This window comes from Actinoplanes awajinensis subsp. mycoplanecinus (genome assembly GCF_001509495.1).
In the GTDB taxonomy this organism is placed as follows: Bacteria; Actinomycetota; Actinomycetes; order Mycobacteriales; family Micromonosporaceae; genus Actinoplanes; species Actinoplanes palleronii.
In genome coordinates this window covers 18,265-39,316 of the sequence record NZ_LLZH01000338.1, presented here as the reverse complement: position 1 = coordinate 39,316, position 21,052 = coordinate 18,265, and the positions used below count along the sequence as shown (strand labels likewise).

The 21,052-nt window shown below is 70.9% G+C and carries 19 protein-coding genes; 14 read left to right on the top strand and 5 right to left on the bottom strand.

Translation table 11 applies throughout. From position 1 onward, the window contains the following. The first annotated feature begins 142 nt into the window (after window positions 1–142). Together ADL15_RS47700 and ADL15_RS47695 are read left to right on the top strand one after the other, a co-directional pair. Window positions 143–937, top strand: coding sequence for a DUF2127 domain-containing protein (locus ADL15_RS47700; protein ID WP_067707081.1), 795 nt, complete (start codon window positions 143–145; stop codon window positions 935–937). A gap of 104 nt (window positions 938–1,041) precedes the next feature. Beyond that, entirely contained in the window at window positions 1,042–1,542 is a 501-nt protein-coding gene (locus tag ADL15_RS47695; protein ID WP_067707079.1) for a hypothetical protein, read from the top strand. Here ADL15_RS47695 and ADL15_RS47690 read toward each other — a convergent pair. Further along, window positions 1,531–2,187, bottom strand: coding sequence for a dihydrofolate reductase family protein (locus tag ADL15_RS47690; RefSeq protein ID WP_067707076.1), 657 nt, complete (start codon window positions 2,185–2,187; stop codon window positions 1,531–1,533). The genes ADL15_RS47695 and ADL15_RS47690 overlap by 12 nt on opposite strands. Before the next feature lie 48 nt (window positions 2,188–2,235). Between ADL15_RS47690 and ADL15_RS47685 the strand changes: the two genes are divergently transcribed. Next, the gene (locus ADL15_RS47685) at window positions 2,236–2,952 is read left to right on the top strand and encodes a hypothetical protein (protein ID WP_067707074.1); all 717 of its coding nucleotides are present in this window, start codon (window positions 2,236–2,238) and stop codon (window positions 2,950–2,952) included. On the opposite strand, the gene ADL15_RS47680 is transcribed toward ADL15_RS47685, so the two are convergent. After that, window positions 2,953–3,606: a TetR/AcrR family transcriptional regulator gene (locus ADL15_RS47680; protein ID WP_067707071.1), complete on the bottom strand. Its 654-nt coding sequence runs from the start codon at window positions 3,604–3,606 to the stop codon at window positions 2,953–2,955. An 83-nt stretch (window positions 3,607–3,689) separates the two neighbouring features. Here ADL15_RS47680 and ADL15_RS47675 point away from each other — a divergent pair, with 83 nt between their 5' ends. From ADL15_RS47675 to ADL15_RS47630, 10 genes are all read left to right on the top strand, one after another. Further along, the gene (locus ADL15_RS47675) at window positions 3,690–4,580 is read left to right on the top strand and encodes an alpha/beta fold hydrolase (RefSeq protein ID WP_067707068.1); all 891 of its coding nucleotides are present in this window, start codon (window positions 3,690–3,692) and stop codon (window positions 4,578–4,580) included. 97 nt (window positions 4,581–4,677) lie between these two features. Continuing rightward, entirely contained in the window at window positions 4,678–5,340 is a 663-nt protein-coding gene (locus tag ADL15_RS47670; protein ID WP_067707066.1) for a hypothetical protein, read from the top strand. Window positions 5,341–5,349: 9 nt separating this feature from the next. Continuing rightward, window positions 5,350–5,847 carry a sigma-70 family RNA polymerase sigma factor gene (locus tag ADL15_RS47665; protein ID WP_067707063.1) on the top strand — a complete coding sequence of 166 codons (498 nt, stop codon included), beginning with the start codon at window positions 5,350–5,352 and terminating at the stop codon, window positions 5,845–5,847. Window positions 5,848–5,853: 6 nt separating this feature from the next. Further along, window positions 5,854–6,534, top strand: coding sequence for a hypothetical protein (locus ADL15_RS47660; protein ID WP_067707060.1), 681 nt, complete (start codon window positions 5,854–5,856; stop codon window positions 6,532–6,534). 84 nt (window positions 6,535–6,618) lie between these two features. Further along, the gene (locus ADL15_RS47655) at window positions 6,619–7,629 is read left to right on the top strand and encodes an endo alpha-1,4 polygalactosaminidase (protein ID WP_067707058.1); all 1,011 of its coding nucleotides are present in this window, start codon (window positions 6,619–6,621) and stop codon (window positions 7,627–7,629) included. A 19-nt stretch (window positions 7,630–7,648) separates the two neighbouring features. Next, the gene (locus ADL15_RS47650; protein WP_067707055.1) at window positions 7,649–8,155 is read left to right on the top strand and encodes a SigE family RNA polymerase sigma factor; all 507 of its coding nucleotides are present in this window, start codon (window positions 7,649–7,651) and stop codon (window positions 8,153–8,155) included. Beyond that, on the top strand, window positions 8,148–9,113 hold the full coding sequence (locus ADL15_RS47645) for a hypothetical protein (protein ID WP_067707052.1): 966 nt from the start codon (window positions 8,148–8,150) through the stop codon (window positions 9,111–9,113). Before ADL15_RS47650 ends, ADL15_RS47645 begins: the two co-directional genes overlap by 8 nt. A 41-nt stretch (window positions 9,114–9,154) precedes the next feature. Continuing rightward, the gene (locus ADL15_RS47640; RefSeq protein WP_083972606.1) at window positions 9,155–10,099 is read left to right on the top strand and encodes an endonuclease/exonuclease/phosphatase family protein; all 945 of its coding nucleotides are present in this window, start codon (window positions 9,155–9,157) and stop codon (window positions 10,097–10,099) included. Window positions 10,100–10,181: 82 nt separating this feature from the next. Then, a complete protein-coding gene (locus tag ADL15_RS47635) occupies window positions 10,182–12,860 on the top strand; it encodes an amino acid permease (RefSeq protein WP_067707050.1) in 2,679 nt (892 codons plus the stop codon). Continuing rightward, window positions 12,857–15,088 carry a putative bifunctional diguanylate cyclase/phosphodiesterase gene (locus ADL15_RS47630; RefSeq protein WP_067707047.1) on the top strand — a complete coding sequence of 744 codons (2,232 nt, stop codon included), beginning with the start codon at window positions 12,857–12,859 and terminating at the stop codon, window positions 15,086–15,088. The genes ADL15_RS47635 and ADL15_RS47630 overlap by 4 nt, the downstream gene beginning before the upstream one ends. A 285-nt stretch (window positions 15,089–15,373) precedes the next feature. Here the strand turns inward: ADL15_RS47630 and ADL15_RS47625 are convergent, their stop codons facing one another. The 3 genes from ADL15_RS47625 to ADL15_RS47615 all read right to left on the bottom strand — a co-directional run bounded on the left by ADL15_RS47625 (window position 15,374) and on the right by ADL15_RS47615 (window position 19,865). Next, a complete protein-coding gene (locus ADL15_RS47625) occupies window positions 15,374–16,672 on the bottom strand; it encodes a carbohydrate-binding protein (protein ID WP_083972605.1) in 1,299 nt (432 codons plus the stop codon). Between the two features lie 133 nt (window positions 16,673–16,805). Continuing rightward, a complete protein-coding gene (locus ADL15_RS47620) occupies window positions 16,806–18,359 on the bottom strand; it encodes a DHA2 family efflux MFS transporter permease subunit (RefSeq protein ID WP_067707042.1) in 1,554 nt (517 codons plus the stop codon). 93 nt (window positions 18,360–18,452) lie between these two features. Further along, window positions 18,453–19,865, bottom strand: a complete 1,413-nt coding sequence (locus ADL15_RS47615; RefSeq protein WP_232345052.1) for a serine hydrolase domain-containing protein — start codon at window positions 19,863–19,865, stop codon at window positions 18,453–18,455. A gap of 83 nt (window positions 19,866–19,948) precedes the next feature. Between ADL15_RS47615 and ADL15_RS47610 the strand changes: the two genes are divergently transcribed. Then, complete coding sequence (locus ADL15_RS47610) at window positions 19,949–21,016, top strand: MerR family transcriptional regulator (protein ID WP_198171326.1); 1,068 nt, start codon at window positions 19,949–19,951, stop codon at window positions 21,014–21,016. Window positions 21,017–21,052 lie beyond the last annotated feature (36 nt).

The window sequence follows — 21,052 nt, the reverse complement described above, 5'->3', positions numbered from 1 at the left end:
GTCAACCCGGCACGGCACCCGCCGGTCAGACCGGGACCGTCCCGCCGCAAGGCAGGACTACCAACCGTGTGCTTGCTAAAGCGCACTGAGAGGTAACGGTCTGGTCCTTGGGGCCGTGACTGGGTGTTGTATCAACTGTGCTGTGGATGTGAACCTGTTGGTCTGCGGGCGGCGTGGGCATCTGACCTATGCGCCTGCTGAGGATGACCTTCGTGCGCGGCTGCACGCCGAGACGGCGCTGGGTGTGGCCTGGCGGTGCCTGCGGTGCGGGGACTTCGTGCTGGGGGAGCCGCGGATGGCCGGGCCGGCCGCCGACGCGCCGCTCGTGCCGCGGGGGCGGGCGCTGCGTGACGCGATCATTTTGCGGTTGCTGGCCGTGGAGCGCTTCGTCAAGGGTTTGTTCGTGCTCGCGGCCGGTTACGGCGTGATCCAGTTCCGGGACAGCCGTGATGCCATCGAGCGGGCCTTCCACGAGGACATTCCGCTGCTCAAGCCGTTCACCGACAAGATCGGCTGGAACCTGGAGAACTCGGCGGTGGTGGAGACGATCCGGCGGGTCGTCGAGGCGCAGTCCGACACGCTGCTCTGGGCCGGGATCGCCCTGATCGTGTACGGCGTGCTGCAGCTCGTCGAGGGCGCCGGCCTGTGGCTGCTCAAGCGCTGGGGTGAGTATTTCGCGCTGGTCGCCACGTCACTCGGCCTGCCCATCGAGATCTACGAGCTGACCGAGCGGGTGACCGCGTTCCGGATCGGGGCGCTGGTGATCAACGTGGCCGCCGTGGTCTACCTGCTGGTGTCGAAGCGGCTGTTCGGGATCCGGGGCGGGCACAAGGCGTACGAGGCCGAGCGGCACGAGATGAGCCTGATGGAAGTGGAACACGCGGCCGAGGAGCCGGCGGCGAGGCACGACGCGGCCCCGGTCCGGACGGCAGGGTAGGGTCGGTCGATGGAGCTGGGTCAGGAACTGGTCATCGCACGGACCTGGGCTGGCTTCGCCGACCTGAGCTGCGGAGCGTGATGGCTCGCGCTGTCGGTTTCTTGATGCTGGGATGCCTGGTGCTCGCCGCACTGCAGGGGTGCGCCGGCGAACCCGCGCCGCCGTGGAAGGACATCGGCGGGAGCTGCCCCGAACTCACCGTGCCGGCGTTCGCGGAGGTGAAGGCCGGCACGGTGCAGTATTCGATCGCCAAGGACGGCGGCTACGACGGTCGCTGTCACTACGGCGCAACCGGCGCACCGAACTCGTTCGTGGCCGAGTTCCACATCGACGGGAACGGTCGCCGGTACACCCACGACGAAGTCGACAGCCTGGTGAGCCGGGGGCCCGAGGAGGACGGCTGGGCGGGTGCCGTCGAGCTGCCTCGGGTGGGTGTCCCGGCCGCGGCGTATCTGGACGAGAAGATCGGAGCGCGCGCCTGGTCCGGGAACGCCCTCATCGAGGTCGGGTTCGAGAACTTCCCGGCGACGATGGCGACGCTGGATTTCCGGTCCGCGGACATGACCGCCCTGCTGAAGGACCTGCTGACCGGCCTACGCCGATAGCGCCCGCCGCGCGAACGTCAGGTGGGTGACGCCGCTCGGGGTCGTCACGGCCTCGATGGTGAACCGGTCCTCGAGGCTCTCCAGGCCGTCCCAGAGCCGCACGCCGCGGCCCAGCACGATCGGGACCAGCACCACATGCAGGTGGTCGATCAGGTCCGCTTCGAGGAACTGGCGGACCGTGGTCGGACCACCCCCGATGCGTACGTCCAGGTCACCGGCCGCCTCCCGCGCCTGCGCGAGCGCCTCGGCCGGAGTCGCGTCGATGAAGTGGAAGACGTTGCCGCCCTCCATCTTCAGGGTCGGCCGTGGGTGGTGGGTCAGCACGAAGACCGGCGTGTGGAACGGCGGATTGTCGCCCCACCAGCCCTGCCACTCCTCGTCCTGCCAGGCGCCGCGCTGTGGCCCGAACTTGTTGCGTCCCATGATCTCGGCGCCGATGCCGGGGCCCCACGCCGCGGCGTACGCGTTGTCGACGCCCTCGCTCCCGCCGTCCTTGCCCTGCATCGACTGGAAGGCTCGCGTCGGGAAGAACCACTCCATGAGCCGGCCGCCCGCGTGCCCGAACGGCGCCTCCAGCGTCTGCCCGTCCCCGGTGGCGAAACCGTCCAGCGAGACCGCGAGGTTGTGCACCCGTACCTTCGACATCGCCCCACTCTAAGCCCGCAGCGGGACGGACACGCGGAACTCGATGCCGTGCGGCGGCGTCTCACCGCCGTGAAGTTCTCGATGCTCGTCCTCCTGGTCGTGCTGGCCGGCTGCGGTGGCGAACCGGTGCCGCCACGGACCGGTGTCGATCCGATCCTGGTGATCCGCGAGTACCGCGGGTTGGCTCCGGCCGCCGCCCGCTACGCGCTGCCGGCCTTCACGCTGCTGGCCGACGGCACCGCTGTCCTGGCCGCTGACGATCAGGGTGTCGTGGTCACCGGCACTCGCCGCTTTCTCACCCCCGACGACGTGGATCGGCTCTACGCGCGGGCTGCCGGTTTGCTCTCCTCCGGCCGCGACGACGCTCCCGACGCGTCCACGCTGGTCATCCGGATCAGGACGGCCAGCGGCTGGCACGAGACGTCAGTGCGGGGTGATGGTGACCGGGGCCGGGTCGTCGAGGCCGCCACCCGGGCAGGCACCGACGCCGGCCGGTACCACTCGGAGCGGGTCGCGGTTGTCGTCGTGGCCGATAGTGACGGTGGCTCCGACGTGCGGCCGTGGCCGCTGAGCACGCCCGCGACCGCGATGCCCGGCTACCCGTCGCGGCCGTGCCTGGTCACCGACGCGGCCGCGGTGCTCGCGGCGGTTCGGACGGCCACTGTCGACACCCGCTGGACGACCGACGACGGACACCGGGTGGCGCTGCGGGTCAGACCCTTGCTTTCGTACGAAAAATCGTGCACTGACCTGAGTGCCGCCTGATCACTCCCCGAGCAGGCCGACCAGCACCCTGGACACGGTGTCCTCGAAGCGGGGCGCCGGCGTCGTCGGCCCGCCGGTCAGCGCGGCCGCCAGGTGGGGGTGCCGCCCGGCCGCGACCACGTGGGCCAGGTACGCGCCCTGCCGCTGGGCGGCGCCGGCGTTGAGCTCGTGCAGGGCGAGCGCGGCGGTGAGCGTGGTCATCACGCCGAACGCCTCCAGCTTGTGGCCCACGCTCGCCGGGTGGGCGGCGAGGACCGCCAGCACGTGTTCCAGCAGGTCGGTGCCGTGCGGGCCGAGCGCCGAGCGGGTGAGCACCAGCTCCGGCAGCCAGCCGTGCCGCCGCATCAGGTCGCGTCCCTGCCGGCACACTGCGAGCAGGCCCGGCAGCCAGGGGCCGCCCGGCGCCGACAGCTGATAGCCGGCCGCGACCTCGTCGGTCATCAGGTCGAGCAGGTCGTCACGGCCGTCGACGTAGCGGTAGAGCGACGCCGGCCCGGTGCCCAGCTCGGCGGCGACCCGGCGCATCGAGACCGCGGTCAGGCCCTCCCGGTCGGCGAGCGCGATCGCGGCGGCGGTCACTTCTGCGCGAGAGCGCTCGGCGGGGCGGCCCACTCCCGTACGCCGTTCCCGCAGCCATACCGGCACCGTCTCCATGCCACCCCCACCTTCGTTGCGCCAAGCCTACCGTTCCGAATACGGTGTTCGCGAACACCGTTCCCGAATGATTGAGGTGGCTCATGATCAGGACCCCTTACACCGCGCGCAACGGCCACGTGCACCTCGCGGTCGACGACCTCGGCGGCGCCGGTGGTGCCCCGCTCCTGTTGCTCATGGGCCTCGGCGTCTCCCGCTTCTACTGGCCCGACGGCCTGGTCACCGCGCTGATCGAGGCCGGCTTCCACGTGGCCTGCTTCGACGGCCGCGACGCCGGCGGCTCCACCCACTTCGACGACGCCCCGGTGGGCAACCCGGTGACCGCGTTGTTCCGCCGCCGGCCGCCCGTCTACACGGCCGAGGACATGACCGACGACACCGTCACCGTCCTGGACGTGCTCGGCTGGCAGCGCGCCCACCTGTTCGGCGTCTCCCAGGGCGGCCTGGTCGCTCAGCGCACCGCACTGCGCCACCCGGACCGGGTGCACACCCTTACCTCGTTCGCCGCCATACCCAGTGACGTCCGGGGCGCCGCCGTCCTGCGCTACGTCCACCTGCCGTTCCTGGCGCGTCTGGCCCGCATGCGCCAGCCCGCCGGCCGCGACGGCGACGTGGCGGCCGGCCTGGAGCTGTTGCGGATGATCGCCTCACCCGGCTACCCGTTCGACGAGCAGGACGCCCGCCTGCGGGTGGAGCGCGAACTCGACGCCGGGCTGCCCAGCGGTGTCCGCGACAGCCGTGCCCAGGCCCGGCAGGTCAGCGCCACCTGGCACGGCCCGCGCCTGCGCGAGATGCGCGTGCCCACCCTGGTGATGCACGGGGCGCAGGATCCGCTGGGCCGCCCCGCCGCCGGCCGCCGCATCGCCGCGTCGGTGCCGGGCGCCCGCTACGTCGAGTTCCCTGGCGTCGGTCACGACATGCCCCGGGCGATCTGGCCGACCGTGGCCCGCGAGATCCGCGCCCAGGCCGGCTGAGGCGTTACCTTTCCGTTATCGAGGTTCTGAAATCGGCCGGTCTTCCCAGGCGTGTTCGAGGCACAGCAGCAGAACACGCCGAGCAAGGAGACCCCCCATGCGTACGACCCTCGTCGGAGCCTTCGCCCTCGCCGGTGTCGCGGCCCTCACCGGCTGCGGCGCCGGTACGACGCCCGCGAGTGACGCCGCGACCGCGCCGTCCTCCGTACCCGTGGCAGTGGTCGAATCGAGCCCGGCCACCACCGCGACGCCGAAAGCGGCCCGGACCACAGCGGCACCATCGGCAAAAGCCACGGCGAAGCCGAAGGCCGTCGTCTCGGACGTCAGCCAGCTCAAGAAGCTCGGTATCACCCTCAACGCCGGCGTCCTGATCGACGTCGCCGACGACGGCGTCGACCGGTACCTCGCGATCGGCAAGAACGGTGTCGTCGACTTCACCGGCACCACCCGCACCGACAACACGATGATGGCGCTCAAGCCGGCGCCGGTCGCGCAGAAGAACCGGGTCGTGATCAAGCCGCCGTTCTACAACGAGGACCTCGGCGCGGGCTCGTGCGTCGCCGACACCGCCGGCGCCGCGCTCAAGCTGGAGACCTGCAAGACCGGCGCGGCCGCGCAGATCTGGACCGTGGTGCCGGCCGGTGACTCGGGCCAGTTCGAACTTCAGGGAAAGTTCGGCATCCTTCGTGTCGAGAACGGGAAACTCACCACGGGCGGCACCGGCCGCACTGGCCTGCAGACCATCAAGTACGCGAAGTGAGCCTTATTAATGCGTGACGCCGGGGACTTCGACGCGTTCTACGCGACGTCGTCGCGTCGGGTCCTCGCTCACGTCTCGATGATGGTGAGCAGCCGGGCCGAGGCCGAGGACGCTGTCGCCGAGGCGTATCTGCGCGCCTGGAACAAGTGGCACAAGATCAGCACGTACGAGAATCCGGAGGCCTGGGTCCGCCAGGTCGCGTACCGGCACGCGGTGAGCGCCTGGCGCAAGGCGATCAACCGGCTGCACGCGCACCGGCGGGACACCACCGAAGAGCACGTCGACGGGCTCGGCCCGGACCATGTGGCGATCGTCGCCGCGCTGCGCCGGATTCCGGCTGACCAGCGCCGGGTGATCGTGCTGCATCATCTCGTGGGGCTGACCGTCGCCGAGATCCACCAGGAGACCGGCGTGCCGACCGGCACGGTGACCACGTGGCTGGCCCGGGGCCGCCGCGCGTTGTCCGCGCATCTGACCGAGGACGAGACTCTGGAGAGGGGACGGTGAGCAGCGATGTCTGACGACCAGGTGAACTCGGGCTTCCGGGCGTATGCCGACCATCTCCAGCGCACCGCGGACCTCGCGCCGGCCGCGGAGATCCGCCGGCGTGGCGATCGGCGGCGCCGCAACCGGGCCGCGGGCGCCGCGTTCGCCGTGGTGCTGATCGCGGCCGTCGGGATCGGCGTCGGCCTCGACCGGGGCCCGGATCGTTCCGTGCCGCCGATCGGCCCGTCCGCGAGTCCGTCGGCCAGCCCGTCGGTCGCCGCCTCCCGCAGCAAGGCCGTGCCGAGCGTGACGTCGAACCTGAGCCAGCTCCGGCGCATCGGTGTCGACCTGAACACCGGAGTGCTGATCGACGTGGCCGACGACGGTGTCGATAAATGGCTGCAGGTCGGCGCGGGCGATGTCGTCGATTTCACCGGTGCGGTGAAGGACTCTTCGACCGAGATGTCGCTGCTCCCGGCGGCGACGACGACCCCGAACTCGGTGGTGATCGTGCCGGTGGCGCTGCCGGACAGCTGCGTGACCGCCACGCCATCCGCGCCGTTGCAGCTGCAGCCCTGCCAGGAGGGTGACGAGGCGCAGATCTGGGAGATCGTGCCGGCCGGCGACTCCGGTCAGTTCGAGTTGAAGGGCGCCTTCGGTATCCAACGTGTCGACGGACGCACCGGGATGCAGACGATCAACTTCTAAACTTTTTGGTACGGACGGCAGCAGCCACGGTGCCCCATCGCGTTCATGAGGGGAAGCAGTTCCCGGACGCAAGGAGTCACATCGATGGTTACCAACCGCAGGGCGCTCAAACTGGGGGTCGCCATGGCAGCCGTGGTGATCACCGCCCTGGGTGTCGGTATCGGCACGGCGGACGCGAGCACCCGCGGCTCCTGGTGGGCCGCGAAGCCGCACCAGACGTCGCCGACGCCGGCCATCGTGGCCCCGAAGCCGAGCGCGTCGGCCACGTCAAAGCCGGTGAAAACCACCAAGCCGGTCACCACGACCGCGCCGGCCGCGACAACAACGACCACACCGCCCGTGACGACAACGACCGCGCCGGCCGCGACCCCGACATTCGCGCCCCCGCCCGCCAACGCCACCTTCGACTACCAGATCGGCGGTGCCTACACCCCGCCCTCCGGCGTCACCGTCGTCAGCCGCGATCGCGAGGCCACCCCGGCCCCCGGCGTCTACACGATCTGTTACGTCAACGCGTTCCAGGCCCAGCCCGGCGCCGAGTCCTGGTGGAAGACCAACCACCCCGACCTGCTGCTGCACGACGCCGCCGGCGACCTCGTCATCGACGAGGACTGGAACGAGATCATGCTGGACTTCTCCACCCCGGCGAAGCGGACCGCGCTGACCGGCGTCGTCGGTGCGTGGATCGACGCGTGCGCCACCAGGGGCTTCAAGGCCATCGAGTCCGACAACCTCGACTCCTACACCCGGTCGAAGGGCCTGCTGACCCAGGCGCAGGCGATTGCGTACGCCACCGCGTTGAATTCGCGCGCCCACGCCAAAGGATTGGCCGCCGGGCAGAAGAACACCGCTGACCTGAGCAGCGCGAACGCCAAGAAGGCCGGGTTCGACTTCGCGGTCGCCGAGGAGTGCGCCGATTGGGACGAGTGCGACGCGTACACCGCCTCGTACGGCAATAACGTGATCGTGATCGAGTACTCTCGGGCTGGCTTCACCAAGGCGTGCAAGGCCTACGCCGGCACGCTCTCGATCGTGCTGCGCGACGTCGACGTGACCACTCCGGGCTCGAAGTCGTACGTCTACGAGGCGTGCTGAACCGCTCGAAACGGCCACTATGACCAGTACAGAACCGGACTTCGACGCCTTTGTGCACGGGCGCGGCCGTGCCCTGTTGAAGTTCGCGTACGTGCTCTGCGGTGACGCGCATCTGGCCGAGGACCTCGTGCAGGAGGTCCTCGCCCGGATGCACCGCCGGTGGGACCGGATCACCGCGATGGACAGCGCCGAGGCGTACGTGCGTACCGCCATCGTCCGGCAGTTCCTGTCCTGGCGGCGGCGTCGCGCGTACCGGGAGGCCGTGCTCGCCGACGTACCGGAAATGATCGGCCTGGAGGACAGCCAGCAGCGTGTCGTGGCCCGCGATCAGATGTGGCGGCTGCTGCGCGGCCTGCCGCGTGCGCAGCGGGCCGTGCTGGTCCTGCGCTTCTACTGCGACCTGCCCGACGACGAGATCGCGACGCTGCTGGGCTGCGGACAGTCGACGGTCCGGTCGCAGGCGGCCCGCGCGCTCAGCCGGATGCGGACCATCATGAGCGAGACAGGAGTTGGCGTCGATGGATGAGCTGGACCGGCTTCTGGCCGAGACGATGCGCGACGCCGAGGACCACGCCCCGTCCGATTCTGGTCTGCTGGGCAGCGTCCACGACCGGTCGCGCCGCTACCACCGCCGCCGGATCGTCACCGGCGCGGCCGCGGTGGCGGTCCTGGCGGTCGCCGTGCCGGTCGGGACCGTCGTCGCCAACCGATCAGATCCGGTCACGCCGGTCGCCCCGATCGCCTCGGTCTCCCCGGCGGCGAGCGCGCTGACCAGCGGCTGGACCGCGCCGACCTTTCCCTACACGCTCCCGGCCACCGGCGGCATGCGCAAACCGGTCGCCTCGATCGCCGCCGGGAACCCGAGCGCGTTCTTCGAGGCGACCGAGTTGCGCGACCACGCCGACATCACGGTGACCGTGTCGAACCGCGAACCGTCGTTCACATCGCCGGCCACCGAAGTGCACCGACAGGTCCGCGGCCACTCCGGCACGCTGCGCACCGTCGACGTGCAGCCCGCCAAACAGCTCAACCTGACGTGGAAGGAATCGGCGAACCGGTGGATCCAGCTCGCCACCGATGACACCTACACGCCGAGCCAGGTGGTCGCGCTCGCCGACGCGCTGACCCCCGCGACGATCGCGGTGTCCCCGCCGTTCGCGCTCGACTTCAGCCCCGCCGGGCTGCTGACCGACACCGTCTCCGCGTCCCGGATGACCTTCCGCGCACCGTCCGCGACCCCCGGCACCGCCGCCCTCACCACCGTCCTGCGCCACCGGCAGCAACTCAAAACCGTCAATCAAAAGATCCAGGGGTACGACGCGCAGCTCGACCGCCGAGCCGGCGCCGTGGTCCTGTCCATCGACGTCACCGACTGGAACGCCACCCTGGTGATCACCGTCAGTGACGCGTTCACCATCAGCGACGCCGAGCTGATCACGTTCGCCGCGGGTGTACGCGTCCTGAACCGCTCCAATCCCGAATGAGTGACTACTCTGCGTAATTGATCGTCTGTTATCGTCTGTCGATGCGGTTGCTGGTACTGCTGCTCGTGACCGTCTTCTGTGCGCAGACGGCGGGGGACGCCGCTGCCCAGGAGCCGCCGCGGTTCCTGGCACCCCGGGAGTCTCCGGCGCCGCCGCTTTCCCCGGCGCGCTCCGCGATGGACCGGCTGGCCGGCCCGGCCGCACCGGCCGACCTGGACGTGATGACCTTCAACCTCCGGTACGCCGCGGACAACCGGCCGAACTCGTGGGCGCAGCGCCGCCCGGTGACCCGCGCCCTGCTCCGAGCGGAACACCCGGACCTGATCGGCACCCAGGAGGGGCTCCCGGACCAGCTGCGCGACATCGACGCCGACCTGGGTGACCGCTACGGCCGGATCGGCCTGGGCCGGGAGGGTGGCGACGTCGGCGAACACATGGCGATCTACTTCGACCGGCAGCGGCTGCGCCCGGGAAAGTCCGGCAACTACTGGCTCTCCGAGACACCGCAGATCCCGGCGTCGACCAGCTGGAACTCGTTCCGGATCCGCATGGTCACCTGGGTGCTCTTCACCGACCTGCGCACCGGCCGGCGCTTCTATGCCGTCAACACCCACCTGGACAACAACAGCGCCGAGGCCCGCCGCCACTCGGCCCGGCTCATCCAGGAGCGGCTGGCCGGCTTCGACCCGCTGCCGGTCGTGCTCACCGGCGACTTCAACAGCCCGGCGGCACCGGACAGCGAGGTCTACCAGGTGCTGACCGGGCAGGCCGGCCTGCGTGACAGCTGGACCACCGCCTCCCGGCGCGGCCCGGCCTACGGCACGATCCACAACTACCAGGACCCGATCCCCGACGCCGAACGCGACGACTGGATCCTCACCTCCCCGGGTGTCACGGTCCGCGGCGCGCTGATGAACCTGTCCCGCCCGCACGGCCAGTTCCCCAGCGACCACCTGCCGATCCAGGTCCGCCTCCACCTCCCGTAGCCGGAGTTCCCGGCCATCGCCTCAGGCGATCGCTCATCCGGCCGATAGGGCGGACGAGCGCGAGGGGTGGTGAGTTCGGCAGATGGCGGCTGTGGCCGAGGCCTCTGGTGGGCACAAAACCCCAGGCGGGGCCGGGAACGAGGACTGGTCGCTGCGCGAGCACCCGCGGACGATCGGCTGGTTCGGCACCACGGCGATGGCGATGGGCGGGTCGAACCAGAGCCTGTTCCTGATCCCCGCGCTCGTCGTGTCGCAGGGCAGCGCGGCGGTGCCGCTGCTGCTGGTCGGGCTGCTGCTGGCCTGGGCGGCCGCGCCCGGCTGGCTGGAACTGGTGCTGATGTGGCCGAACCGGGTCGGTGGCATCGCCGCGACCTGCGCCGAGGCGTTCCGGCCGTACAGCGCGGTCCTCGCGAACCTGACCGGGGTCTGTTACTGGTGGGGCTGGGTGCCGACCTGTGGCCTGACCGCGATCCTGTCCGGGTCGGCGATCCACCACTGGGTGCTCCCGCAGGTGCCGGTGACCGTGCTGGCGGTCGTGATCGTGGTGCTGTTCACCGCGGTCAACCTGGCCGGTGTCCGGTGGGTGACCCGGCTGGCCAGCCCGATCGCGGTCGGCTCGGCCGTGCTGGCGTTCCTGTCGGTGCTCGGGCCGGTGCTGTCCGGCCGGATGGACTGGCACCAGGCCGCGACGTTCGACCTGATCACGCCGTTCTCCGGGGTCTTCGGCCAGATCACCAGCGCGATGGCCGGGCTGTACCTGATCGGCTTCGCCGCGCCGGCGTTCGAGGCGGCTACCTGCCACGTCGGCGAGACCAAGGACCCGGTCCGCAACGTCAAGCGGGCGATGATCGCCAGCGGCGGCATGGCGGGCGTCTACTTCCTGCTGATCCCGGTCGTCTGGCTCGGCGTGATCGGCACCGACGGGCTCAGCGCGGACCTGGCGGTCAGCCTCGGCCCGGTGTTCGGCACGGTGCTCGGCGCGGCGGCCAAATCCGCCGCGATCATGTTCATGATCTTCAACATGTTCCACGGTACGTTGCAGCCGCTCGCCGGTGCGGCCCGCACGCTGTCCCAGCTCTCCGAGGACGGTCTGCTGCCCCGGGTGCTGGCGCGTCGCTCCCGCACCGACACCCCATGGGTGGCCACCACCCTGACCGCGACCCTGGCGATCGCGTTCCTGCTGGCCGGGGACCCGGTCTGGATGATCGCCGCGGCGAACTTCACCTACCTGATCGGTATCGGACTGCCCAGCGTCGCGGTGTGGCTGCTGCGCCGGCACGCCCCGGACCTGCACCGGCCGTGGCGCGCGCCGAGGGGCACGGTGATGCTCGGCGTCGGCGCGGCGTCCGTCTGGGGCCTGTCCACGGTGCTCGGCTTCGAGCAGTACGGCCTGCCCACCGTGCTGTTCGGGCTGACCCTGGCCTACTCCGGGGCGGTGTTCTACACCTGGCGGGTGGTGCGGGACCGCCGCAGCGCCGGCCTGCCGGTCTACTTCCGCTCCATGCACATGAAGCTGACCGGCGCGATGCTGGCGGTGATGGTGCTCGACGGCGCCGGATACCTGCTCGCCGTGCAGACCGTCGACCGCGGCCACCTGATCCTGACGACCGTGCTGCAGGACATCTTCGTCGCGGTCGCGATCCTGACCGTCACCGTCGGGCTGGTGCTGCCCGGCACCATCGCGCAGGCCGCCGGGCAGCTGGCCGCCAGCGCCGACCGGCTCGCGCAGGGCACCCTCGCCGACCTGACCAAGGCCATGGAGGCCCTCGCCGGTGGTCGCCTCGAGGACGCGCACGCCCAGGTCGACGAGACCCCGGTGACGGTGCACACCCGCGACGAGATCGGCATCATGGCCGAGAGCTTCAACGTCATGCAGCGCCAGATCGCCAAGGCCGCCATCGCGCTGGACGTGGCCCGCGAGGAACTCCGCGATCACCGCGATCACCTGGAGGACCTGGTCGCCCGGCGCACCGAGGCCCTGGAAGCGGCCAACCAGGAGATCGAACAGCGGGCCGGCGAACTGGCCGAGCAGCGCCAGCAACTCTCGCAGACCCTGCACGACCTCGAGTCGGTGGAACGGGAACGGCGCCAGCTGCTGGCCCAGACGATCCGCGGCCGGGAGGACGAACGCACCTGGCTGGCCGCGGAGTTGCACGACGGCCCGATCCAGCGGCTCACCGCGGTGCGCTACGGCTTCGAGGAGGCCTCGCTCGCGCTGGACCTCGACGACGTCGCAGACAGCAAGGCCCTGCTGCTGGACTCGCAGCTGCGGCTGGAACAGGAGATCCGGGACCTGCGCACCCTGATGACCGAGCTGCGCCCGCCGGCCCTCAACGAGCAGGGCCTCGAGCCGGCACTGCGCGACCTGGCCGCCTCGTTCCGCCGGCGTACCGGGCTGGAGTGCCCGGTCGCGGTGTCCACCACGCGGCGGATGACGCCCGAGGCCGAGACGGTGCTCTACCGGGTGGTGCAGGAAGCCCTGACCAACGTCGCCAACCACGCCCGGGCCGGCCGGGCCCGGGTGGAGCTGATCGACGTGCCGGCCGGCGACGGGGTGGACCTGACCATCGACGACGACGGCGTCGGGTTCGCCCTCGAGGACATACCGTCGTTCGTGGCCGGCGGGCATTTCGGACTGGCCGGGATGCGGGAGCGGGCCGAGCTGACCTCCGGCCGGTTCACCGTCACGTCCACGCCCGGCGGCGGCACCCGGGTCCAGATCTGGATGCCGGCCACCGACCGCGAGGTGGCACTGCCGTGACCGAACGTCAGTGGTCGGATCACGGGTCCGGCATGTCGGCGTCCCGGCGCCCGGCCCCGCAGGCCGGCGAGGCGGGCACCACCACGATCCCGGTGGTGCGCACGCTCGTCGTCGACGACGTGGACGAGGTCCGCGACGGGCTGATCCGGCTGATGAACCGGGTGCCGGGCATCGAGGTGGTGGGCGGGGCCCGCGACGGCGCCGAGGCCGTGGCCCTCACCCGGGAACTGCGCCCGGCCGTGGTGCTGATGGACATGCGGATGCCGGGGATGGACGGCCTGACCGCGACCAAGGCGATCACCGCGCTGAAGGATCCGCCCGCGGTCATCGTGCTGTCCGCGTACGGCGACGAGTCACTGGTGATCGAGGCGCTGCTCTCCGGGGCGTGCGGCTACCTGGTCAAGGGCACCAGCGGGGTCGCACTGGCCGAGGCGGTGCAGGCGGCCGCCCGCGGCGAGGCCCGGCTGGCCGGCTCGGTGACCCGGCCGCTCGTGCAACGGCTGGTGGAGTCGCTGACCACCGAGCGCGGGTTGCGGACCGCCGCCGAGCAGGCCCAGCGCAGCGCCACCCAGCGGGAGACGGAGAACCGGGCGATGGCCACCCGGCTCGCCGGACTGCTCGACTCCGCACCGGTCGGCATCATCGAAACCGACCCGACCGGCCGGGTGCTGCGGTGGAACCGGGCCGCCGAGGACATCTACGGCTGGACCGAGGCCGAGGTGCTGGGCCGGGTGGATCCCAGCCTCGCCGACCCGGCCGTCCGGCCGGAGAGCCCGGGCAGTTCCTCCGCGCAGCACCTGCGCAGCGACGGCTCGACCGTGGAGGTGGAGGTCGCGCAGGCGCCGCTCGTCGACGAGGACGAGCAGCTCACCGGCGGCATCCGGATCGTCACCGACGTGACCGAGCGCCGAGTGCTGGAGGACCGGCTGCACCATCAGGCCTTCCACGACCTGCTGACCGGCCTGCCCAACCGGGCGCTGTTCCTGGACCGGGCCGAGGCCGCGCTGACCCGTGCCCGGGGCACCGGCCGCCCGGTCCTGGTCTTCCTGCTGGACCTGGACGGCTTCAAGACCGTCAACGACAGCCTGGGCCATCTCGCCGGCGACGAGTTGCTGACCATCGCCGCCTCGCGGCTGGCCCGGTGCATCGGCGAGGACGACACCGTGGCCCGGCTCGGCGGCGACGAGTTCGCCGTACTTGTCGAACAGTTCGACGACCCGGGCATCGCCGCGACGCTGGCCACCCGGATGCTGGCCGCTCTGCAGGAACCGACGTGGCTGGCCGGTCGACCGCTGACCATCGACACCAGCATCGGCGTCGCCGAGTCGTGCGGTGGCGACGACGAGAACGCGCTGAGCCTGCTGCGCGACGCCGACCTGGCCATGTACGCCGCGAAGACCAGCGGCAAGGCGCGCTTCGAACGTTTCGAGCCGCGGATGCGCGTCGCCGTGATGGAACGCGCGATCGTCGAGAACGACCTGCGGGCCGCGCTCAAGCTCGACCAGCTGCGGCTGGTCTACCAGCCGATCGTGGACATGCGGACCCGCCGGATGCAGGGCGCGGAGGCGCTGCTGCGCTGGTACCACCCGGAACGCGGCGTCATCCCGCCGGTCAGCTTCATCCCGCTCGCCGAGGACCTCGGGCTGATGACCGACCTCGGCGCGTGGGTGATCCGCAGCGCCTGCCGGCAACTCGGCGCCTGGCGCCGGCAGCTCCCGGCCGGCGGAGACCTCTACGTCAGCGTCAACCTGTCACCGACCCAGTTCGCCGACCCCGGCCTGCTCGACCACGTCCGGGACTGCCTGACGGAATCCGAGTTGGAACCGCACAGCCTGGTCCTGGAGATCACCGAACAGGTGCTCGTCGACCAGTACAGCCGGGCGCGCGCCGTGCTCGCCGAACTGAACCAGATCGGCGTCCGCGTCGCGATCGACGACTTCGGCAGCGGATACAGCTCGCTGGCCTACCTGCTGGAGCTCGACGTCGACATCCTCAAGATCGACAAGTCGTTCATCGACGCACTGACCTTGAGCCCGAAGGGCCCGGTCCTGGTGGGAAGCATCCTGCACATGGCGTCCGCGCTGGGGCTGCGCCCGATCGCCGAGGGCATCGAGACCGAGGAACAGCTGGACTACCTGCTGCGGGCGAACTGCCCCTCCGGCCAGGGCTTCCTGTTCTCCACCCCGGTCGACCCCGAGCAGATCGCCGCCATAGCCCTCGCCCCCTGAACCGAGCGGTGTCAGCTGGCCCTCAGGGGTGCCTCGAGGGGCCGGAGGCACCCCTGAAAGCCAGCCGGTACCAGGTCCCGGCTGGCCCTCAGGGGTGTCTCGAGGGGCCGGAGGCACCTCTGAAAGCCAGCCGGTGCCGGGCCCCGGCTGGCCCTCAGGGGTGTCTCGAGGGGCCGGAGGCACCCCTGAAAACCAGCCGGTGCCGGGCCCCGGCTGGTGGTCACGGGTTCCTCAAGCGCCGGGAGGCGACCGCCACCACCAGCCGGGTACTGCCTGACCGGTGGGTCAGAGGGGGAGCCAGAGGGCCAGGACGTTCGGCGGCTCCCAGCTGACGATGGCGGTGTGCGCCTGGCGGCACTGGTAGCGCTTGCCGTTGTAGGTGACGATCTGGCCGACCTTGTAGGCGGTACCGGCCGCCCAGGCGGTGCCGGCCGGGGTGGAGACCGACGGCGACGGGCTCGACGGCGACGGCGACGGGCTGGACGGGGTCGACGGGCTGGCGGAGCTTGCCGAGGCGCTCGGCGTCGGCGAACTGGTCGCGCCGGAGGTGAAGCTGCGCATCAGCTGGCTGAACTGCCAGGTCGACTGGGCGACACCGGAGCAGTTGCGCTCGCCCGGTGCCTGGCCGGGGCAGCCGCCGTTGTCACGCTGCAGGGCCCAGAACGACAGGGCGCCGATGCCCTTGGCCTTGGCCCAGTTGGTCACGGTGGTCGCGTTCGCGAGGGTGAAGACCTCGGCGCTCAGGTTGCCGGTGTCGTTGGCGTAGTCGTCCTGGCCGTTCATCTCGATGATGCCGACCTGGTTCCAGTACTGCGCGTCGGTTTTGCCCGGCCAGACGCCCTTGAGCTGGCTGACCAGCCCGGTCGCGGCGGTCTGGGTGGCGGCCGCCATGTCGTGCGTGACGCCGTCGTAGTAGTCGAACGTCATGATGTTCACGATGTCGATCCGGGCCTGGTTCTGCGCGGCGTTCTGCAGCACGGCGAGGCCGCTGGGCGCCAGACCGGTCGGGGTGGTCGGCAGCGTGTAGGTGAACTGCACGAGCCGGCCGGTGGCGGCGGCCCAGTCCTCGACCTTCTTGACCGCCTTGTTGCGACGGTCGATGCCGTCGGGGCGGTTCAGCGAGTTGTCCTCGATGTCCAGGTCGATGCGGGTGACGTCGTAGGTGGTGATCACCCGTTGGAACTCGGCGGCGATCGCGTCCACGCTGGTGCAGGAGTCGGCCAGCTCGGTGCCGCCGTTGTCGGCCGCGTATCCCCCGAAGGACGGGATGACGTCGCCGCCGCGGGCCCGGATCGCGGTGATGTCGGCGCCGAAGGTCGCCGATGAGATGGCGGTCGTGCCGTTCCACAGGGCGGTGCAGGATCCGGCGCTCGCGGTCTGGACGAACGCCAGGGTCAGGAAGTTGTTGCCGGACTGCTGGGACAGCCCGTTGAGGCTGTCACCGTTGTAGGCCTCGAAGTAGGGCGCGAAGACGTGTGCCGGGATGCGGGAGGTGGTGGCTGCCTGCGCCTCGGGAGCGAGGGCGACAAATCCGGCCGCCCCCACGACGGCCGCGGCGAGAGCCACGAGAACTGATCGACGCATGGGGTCTTCCTCAGGCTAGTAATTAGTTAACTTGCCTAATAGAAGAGTTCGAGCGCATCGATGTCAAGCGTTGTCCAGGAATGCCGAAGGGCCGGTGAGCAACCGCCCACCGGCCCTTCGGCAACTCACCGAATCAGTGCAGGATCACCGGTGCGGCTTCGGAACGGTCCGCGCCGAGAGCGGCCTCCTCGCGCTTGCGCGGCAGGAACAGCGCCGCCACCACGGTCACCGCGACCAGCGCGCCCGCCACCCAGTAGGTGTGCGCGAACGCGTGCGCGGCCTGCGCCAGACCCTCCCTGACACCGGCCTCGCCGCCGATCTGCTCGGCGATCGCCGGATCCCGGCGCGACGCGATCGCCGGGCCGGCCAGCTGCGCGTCCTTCAAGCCGTTGGTCAGGATCACCGACATGATCGCGACACCGACCGAGCTGGCGATCTGCTGGGTGATGTTGAGCAGCGTCGACCCGCGGGCCACCTCGGCCGCCCGCAGCGTCTTGAGCGCCGACGTCATGATCGGCATCATCGTGCCGCCCATGCCCAGACCCATCACGAACAGCGTCACGATCAGGTACGTGTACGACGTGGTCGAGGTGATCTGGGTCAGGCTGATCATCCCGGCCAGGATGAAGAGCAGGCCGAACGGCACGATCCGGCCGACCGGGAACTTGTCGGTGAGCATGCCGGCGATCGGCATCGTCAGCATCGCGCCGAGCCCCTGCGGAGCCACCAGCAGGCCGGCGTGCAGCACCGACTCGCCGCGGATCTGCTGGAAATACGTCGGCACCAGCAGCAGGCCGCCGAAGAACGCCACCGCGAACAGGAACATCGTGATGATGCTGACCGCGAGGTTGCGGTCGCGGAACAGCCGCAGGTCGAGCAGCGGATGCGCCGGCTTGAACGAGTAGAAGACGAACGAGACCAGCAGGATCAGGCCGACGATCCCCGGGATCAGCACCTTGGGCGCGGTGACCGTGCCCTCCGACGGGATCGACGAGACGCCGTAGAGGAACAGCGCCAGGCCGGGCGACATCATCAGCATGCCGACGAAGTCGAACGTCTCCGACGGGTGCGGCGCGTCCTTGGGCAGCACCACGAACGCGTAGATCAGGGCGATGATGCCGATCGGCAGGTTGATCAGGAAGATCCAGTGCCAGCTGGCGGCGTCGATCAGCCAGCCGCCCAGGATCGGGCCGCCGATCGGGCCGAGCAGCATCGGCACGCCCAGGATGGCCATCAGCCGGCCCATCCGCTTCGGGCCCGCCGCCCGGGTCATGATGGTCATGCCCAGCGGCATCAGCATGCCGCCGCCGAGCCCCTGCAGCACCCGGAACGCGATCAGCATGTTGATGCTGCTCGCCATCGCGCACAGCACCGACCCGAGGGTGAACAGCGTGATCGCGGTCATGTAGAGCCGCTTGGTGCCGAACCGGTCGGCGGCCCAGCCGGTGAGCGGGATGACGGTGGCCAGCGCCAGGGTGTAGGCGGTGACCGTCCACGCGACGGTCGAGTAGGCCAGCGGCTGGCCTTCCGTACCGAAAATGGTCTGGAATGTCGGCAATGCGACGTTGACAACCGTGATGTCGAGGATCGACATGATGGCGCCGAGAACGACAACCCCGGCGATCTTCAATATGTCGCCGGTGATCCGCTGATCGTCCGCGGCGGCGGGTGTTGCTACCTCAGTCATAGGTCCTTCTCGCGCGAGCAGTGTCCGTCAGACCGAGTCTGCCCCAGGTCGCTGGCATGCGCCGCACATGGCGCTGGTACGGGCCGATTCGCCTCAGGCGACGTCGGGCCGGGTCATCAGGGGTGAGCGCAGCTGCCGGAGCATCCCGGGGCCGGTCAGCGGGGTGATGTTCCAGGTCGCCACGGCTTTTCCGGTGGCCGAGTCGACGGTCAGCCGGACCCGGTGCGGGGTGGTGATCACGTAGAGGTCGGCCACGAACATGTCGCCCTGCCAAGCGCCGGCAGCGACGATCGGGCGGCCGAGCGGCGCGCTCTCCCGCCACGTGCCGTGACCGATATTGACGGTCAGTTCCCCGAGGGTCAGCCGCCAGCCGCCGTCGGCCGGGTCGACGATCACCGTGGTGCCGTCGGGCAACGGCGCGTCCTCCGCGGTGCCGTCGAGCCGGGCTGTCACGGAGCGTCCCGCGGCGCCCGGCACCATGACCAGGGACAGTCCGCGCAGGCGCTCGGCGAGAACCTCGTCGTCGCGGGTGCTCCCGGTGTCGTCCACCCCGGGCAGCAGGCACTCCCAGATCGCGTCGAGCAGCGCCTGGGCCTGCGTGTGGGCACCGGTCACGGCGATCACCAGATCGTGCGACGGGACGACCACGCACAACTGGCCGAACGAGCCGTCGGCGTGAAAACCGTGCCGCGACATCCAGAACTGGTAGCCGTATCCCCGCAGGTAGTCGCCGTCCGCCGGTCCACCCTCGATCGGCCGGGTCGCGGTGTGCTTGCGCGTCGCGAGATTCACATAGGTACGGGGGACAAGCTGCCGATCGCCCCACCCGCCGTCGCGCAGCAGCACCTCGCCGAACGCGGCGAGCGCCTCCGTCGTCAGGTGCAGCCCGTGGAATCCGAAGGCGGCACCGTTCGCGACCCGGTCCCACTCGGCGTGCTCGATGCCCATCGGGTGGAAGAGCCGCTCGTCGAGGAACTCCGGCAGGCCCCGCCCGGTGACCCGCTCGACCATCCGGGCCAGGACGAAGGTGGTCGGGTTGTCGTACCCATGAAGGGTTTTGTCAAAATCCGGGAACGGCACGCTGAGAAAGCCCTTGACCAGGTCATCCGGCTCGCGCTGCCAAGCCTCGGCGAGGCTGTCGACCCGGTGCCCGGTGGTCATCGACAGCAGGTGGTGCACGGTGAGCCGGCGCCCCTGCGCGGAGATGCCGGGCGGCACGTGGTCGGGCAGCACGTCGACCACCCGGTCGTCCAGCGACAGCAGCCCGTCGGCGATCGCCAGCCCGACCGCGACCGAGGTGAACGACTTGGTCACCGAGTAGAGCAGGTGCGGGCGCTCCGCCGAGTACGGCGCCCACCACCCCTCGGCCACCACGTGCCCGCGGCGCACGACCATGAGGGAGTGACACTCGACGCCCAGCGCCTCGATCTTGTCCAACAGCGCGGCGACCGCGCGGGACGACATCCCCGCGGTGGCCGGCGCCGCCCGCGGCAGCAGAGTAGGCATCCGGCACCCTAACAAGATCCGGGTCGCGACTCCCGTGGTAACGAGTCGGGCACCTAGCCCTAAACTGGGCGTGCATTCGGCGGGTGTCCGCAGCGGTGTGTGAGAACGACGCCATGGGCGCGACGGCCCACGAGTCCGAGGACCTGCCACTGCCCGCGTCCGACCCCGGGCGTGGTGTGCTCGGTGACCACGAGGGCGGGTCGGCGGTGGATCACCACGCGACGTTCCAGAGCGCGCAGGTCGGACCCGGCCTGCGTGACCTTTGCCCACCCACCGACGCGGGGGAGCCGCTGAGTGCCGGGGCGCTGGCTCGCCGGCTCGGCGTGGCCGCCACCACGCTGCGGACCTGGCACCAGCGGTATGGGCTCGGCCCGACCGGTCACGAGGCCGGCCGGCACCGCCGGTACACCCCGCACGACATCACCGCGCTGACCACGATGGCCCAGCTCACCACGCGTGGGGTGCCGGCCGCCGACGCCGCCCGGATGGCTCGCCGCACCACCGCGGACTGGACCGCCCGGCATCCGGCCGCCGACCCGGGCACCGAGTCCGCGGCCCGGGGACTCGCTCGCGCGGCCCGGCGGATGGACGTGCTGACCCTGCGGGAGGCGTTGGCCGCGGCGGTCGCCGCGCACGGCGTGTTGCGTACCTGGCACACCCTGGCCGGGCCGGCCTTCCTGCACCTCGGGCAGGCCCGGGACAGCGACGCGCGCAAGTCCGTCGCCCGCCGGCTGCTCGGGCGCTGCCTGAGCGAGGTGTTCGCGCAGGTGCCCCGCCCGCCCGCGGGTTCACCGGCCCCGGTGCTGCTGGTCGCCGCGGACCATGGGCGCGACGTCGGCGCCCTCGACGCGCTGGCCGCGGCGCTCGCCGAGCGCGGTACCGGCTGTTTGCACCTGGGTGCCGGGCTGCCGCACGAGGCGCTCACCGAGGCGGTCCATCGCGGCCACCCGGCGGCCGTGGTGGTGTGGAGTCACGCCCCGCACCCTGGCCTGCCGGACCTGATCGTCGCGCTCACGACCGCACCGAGCTGGCGTCCGGCGGTGGTCGCCGCCGGCAACGGCTGGCCGCCCGAGGACACCGCACTGCTCAGCGCGGCGACACTCGCGGCCGCCGTGGCCGCGGTCGCAGCCCTGGTCAACGACCACAACTGACCGCTACTTCACACACTGTCGGTGGTGGAGCGTTGT

Excerpts from the sequence above, each read along its gene's own strand:
- ADL15_RS47660 (WP_067707060.1), top strand. The coding sequence starts at position 5,854 with ATGTCTGACGACCAGGTGAACTCGGGCTTCCGGGCGTATGCCGACCAT.
- ADL15_RS47675 (WP_067707068.1), top strand. The coding sequence starts at position 3,690 with ATGATCAGGACCCCTTACACCGCGCGCAACGGCCACGTGCACCTCGCG.
- ADL15_RS47665 (WP_067707063.1), top strand. The coding sequence starts at position 5,350 with ATGCGTGACGCCGGGGACTTCGACGCGTTCTACGCGACGTCGTCGCGT.
- ADL15_RS47635 (WP_067707050.1), top strand. The coding sequence starts at position 10,182 with ATGGCGGCTGTGGCCGAGGCCTCTGGTGGGCACAAAACCCCAGGCGGG.
- ADL15_RS47655 (WP_067707058.1), top strand. The coding sequence starts at position 6,619 with ATGGTTACCAACCGCAGGGCGCTCAAACTGGGGGTCGCCATGGCAGCC.
- ADL15_RS47615 (WP_232345052.1), bottom strand. The coding sequence starts at position 19,865 with ATGCCTACTCTGCTGCCGCGGGCGGCGCCGGCCACCGCGGGGATGTCG.
- ADL15_RS47690 (WP_067707076.1), bottom strand. The coding sequence starts at position 2,187 with ATGTCGAAGGTACGGGTGCACAACCTCGCGGTCTCGCTGGACGGTTTC.
- ADL15_RS47650 (WP_067707055.1), top strand. The coding sequence starts at position 7,649 with ATGACCAGTACAGAACCGGACTTCGACGCCTTTGTGCACGGGCGCGGC.
- ADL15_RS47645 (WP_067707052.1), top strand. The coding sequence starts at position 8,148 with ATGGATGAGCTGGACCGGCTTCTGGCCGAGACGATGCGCGACGCCGAG.
- ADL15_RS47625 (WP_083972605.1), bottom strand. The coding sequence starts at position 16,672 with ATGCGTCGATCAGTTCTCGTGGCTCTCGCCGCGGCCGTCGTGGGGGCG.
- ADL15_RS47680 (WP_067707071.1), bottom strand. The coding sequence starts at position 3,606 with ATGGAGACGGTGCCGGTATGGCTGCGGGAACGGCGTACGGGAGTGGGC.
- ADL15_RS47670 (WP_067707066.1), top strand. The coding sequence starts at position 4,678 with ATGCGTACGACCCTCGTCGGAGCCTTCGCCCTCGCCGGTGTCGCGGCC.
- ADL15_RS47620 (WP_067707042.1), bottom strand. The coding sequence starts at position 18,359 with ATGACTGAGGTAGCAACACCCGCCGCCGCGGACGATCAGCGGATCACC.
- ADL15_RS47640 (WP_083972606.1), top strand. The coding sequence starts at position 9,155 with ATGCGGTTGCTGGTACTGCTGCTCGTGACCGTCTTCTGTGCGCAGACG.
- ADL15_RS47695 (WP_067707079.1), top strand. The coding sequence starts at position 1,042 with ATGCTGGGATGCCTGGTGCTCGCCGCACTGCAGGGGTGCGCCGGCGAA.